This is a genomic window from Candidatus Thorarchaeota archaeon, from assembly GCA_013388835.1.
Taxonomy (GTDB): domain Archaea; phylum Asgardarchaeota; class Thorarchaeia; order Thorarchaeales; family Thorarchaeaceae; genus JACAEL01.
Genome location: JACAEL010000079.1, coordinates 1 through 2,732, shown reverse-complemented (window position 1 = coordinate 2,732; position 2,732 = coordinate 1). Strand labels below are relative to the sequence as shown.

At 54.0% G+C, this 2,732-nt stretch carries 3 protein-coding genes; 1 reads left to right on the top strand and 2 read right to left on the bottom strand.

From position 1 onward, the window contains the following. Together HXY34_12690 and HXY34_12685 are read right to left on the bottom strand one after the other, a co-directional pair. The coding region (locus tag HXY34_12690; protein ID NWF96991.1) for a hypothetical protein at positions 1–360 on the bottom strand (360 nt) is incomplete at its 3' end. 1,004 nt (positions 361–1,364) lie between these two features. Further along, complete coding sequence (locus HXY34_12685; protein ID NWF96990.1) at positions 1,365–2,069, bottom strand: DoxX family membrane protein; 705 nt, start codon at positions 2,067–2,069, stop codon at positions 1,365–1,367. Positions 2,070–2,501: 432 nt separating this feature from the next. Between HXY34_12685 and HXY34_12680 the strand changes: the two genes are divergently transcribed. Beyond that, positions 2,502–2,732, top strand: a 231-nt coding sequence (locus tag HXY34_12680) for an N-6 DNA methylase (protein NWF96989.1), incomplete at its 3' end; no start/stop codon positions are given.

Genomic DNA, 2,732 nt, shown 5'->3' with positions numbered 1-2,732 from the left:
GAGGAGTGACCCCAGTGCCGTCTCCTGGGAGTGACAAGACTCCTGTGTCAAACTCTGTCCAACTAAGAATGAACGGTTGGCTAATGCCCATGTTCTGACTATGCCCTCGATGAACTCGACCGAGGGCTTCTTGGAATTCAGACCAAAGTCGGGTAGGAAGAACTCCGTGGTCAGGCCTCCACACTCGACGACGAGTGTGTCATGGTATCGGCCCAGGAATCCCGTACTCTTCTTGCTGTACAGGCCCGATATGTCAGTCCAGAGGTACGTTTCAGTCTTGAATAACCTGCGGCAAGTAATACCGTGCTCATTGTACTCCAGATACCAGCGACCGCTCATCGCCCACTTGAGAGATAACATGTAGGGCAGACCAATTGGGAGAGGACGATTCCAAACATGGCGCCAATCCAGGTCGATATAGCATCGTCGGTGAATCCCAACGCATCAAGCCAGAACCCAAAGCCCAGCAGTAGCACAGCGTACAGGCAGATGAACGGAACGCATCAGGCATCATAGAAACTCGAGTCACCTTCGGTTCTTTGAAGCCGGACTGCACTCATGCTAGGTATGCAGGGAGATTCACACATGTCAATCTGCTGCTTCCTGTGTCCCCTAGGGCTGCGCGGGCGCAACTCCCGAGTGATGCACATAGGACTTTCTCACGGGAATAGCAGAGACAGGATTGCCACCCCAGAGATGAGAAACAGCAATAGGACACATAGCACACAGGCACAACAGCCTCCGCAGCAACAGGGTCTTCGACGGTACCCACCTCTGTAACCCACAGGTCGCGGTCTCATGGGGCCTCGTCGCCGGACAATGGGGCCTCGCATTGGTCCTCTTCTCAGACTCAAATCACCTCATTTGTGTGCTGTACAAGGTGCTGTACCACTTATATCAACTTGCCTGAGAGTGGGTGTGGAACAGCTGCCTCTAGGTCAGGCATTAGTGGACAAAGGCAAATGTTCAGACCTGTGGGGTTGCATGATCGGGTCCGAGCACACAGACTGAGTGGAATCGGCCTCAAGGAGCAATTGCCCCCAGTACGTCTTAACGGCGAAGAATCCCATCCACAGATTCGTCCATCTAACAGTGAGAGGTCGCACACCACTTGCGCTGAGAAGCAACCGAATGAGCAGGTAAGGTATCGGCAACATGACAGGACATGTCGAAAAGCACATCTCGTGCCGACTTGCCGCAACAGCACTTGGATGGCATACTCCAAGCCACATTCGTCACCATGGATGTGAACGCCGCTGAATGAGAGGACGCCTCCCCGTCGCAGTCATGCGGCATTGAGCGAAACGGGGAGGGGCGCGAGAGGAACCATATGCGGTTCCGGCGGTCCTTGGATGTCACTGGGACTAGGTCATGAGAAGCAGCACATGTGCTGCCTTGTTCTCCTTCCGGGCCTCCAGACTGCGCGCCAAGAAGTAGTCCAAGCCGAGATAACGTCCAGCCCGATGCATTCCCACCAAGAGAAAGGCGAACACACCGATGAAGTTCACTCCGAACGTCGAGGGACTTAACCAGCCCAAGAGAATCAAGAACACGAGTTGAAGCAGTATGCCTCCGATTGCGCCAAGCCTAGTCATACCTCCGAACAGCATGGAGAGCCCGACCAGCAGTTCGCCAACTGCAATCAGCAGCAGGAAGAACGCATAGTTGGGCAGCATCATTGCCATTACTCCCTTTACCCATTCACTGGGAGCAGCATTGGCGCCCAGCTGAATCAGACCGGGACTGGCCAGATAGGTGGTGTCCAGCAGCTTCTCGAGTCCACCGTGGAGAAACTCGTAAGCCAGGCCAAGTCGTAGCGGTAATAGGTACACCTGGTTCCCAAACTTGTCGTTCCAGATCATCTGAAGGAAGAACACGGTCGGCAGGGCGAGCAGACTTGTGATTGCCAGAGGTGCCATGTAGAGATTGAAACTGGGGACAATGAGAGTGGCCTCTGGTTGCAACCACACAGGCATGAACGCCAGGGCAAACAGAGAGCCAAGTATCACATCGACAACAATCATGACCATGAACAGAATTTGTTGGTTGCGAGTCAGTTGCATCACCATTCCTCACTGACACTCCTGCGAGCGTCACGTCTGTATTAACAATCGTGTATTTAAGAGTTTGCCATAGTTAACTGTATCTCTGCCGTGGGCAGGATGAAGTCTTTGCAACATCTGTCCGACCTTAAGCAGGCACATGAAGGGCGGGCATCTCGGCTGCGTCCTCAATCTGCCGGTGTCAGAGCCTAACGAGGAAGTCGCCATCGAGGTCGAACTCGTTGTTGGACGACTCTCACAGGCATAAGGAACCCAGAGGGGGTTGTTCACAGACGGGAATTGCACCGGCGACAGAAGTAAGAACAGTGACTGCAAATGCATCGAAGACGCTCGGCTCCTGACTGAACACAGGAGTGTCCATCCAACCAAGAATGAACGTTTATAGCAAGTATTCGGACTTGAGGGACTGGACAAGACAGGCGTGCGGGACTGGCCAACATGAATCACCCTATCGAGGCGAAGCAGCGTGGGGCGTACTACACCTATTCCAGAGTGGCGGAGTTCTTGGTGCGCTGGGCTGTCCGCACCGACGAAGACCTTGTAATGGACCCTTCATTCGGTGAGGGGGTATTTCTTGATGCAGTCCTCCAGAAACTGGGCAGTCGGGCCTCAGTCGGCAACCGGCTGTTCGGTGTGGAGATAGAGAAGAACACATACGAAGTGGTGGTC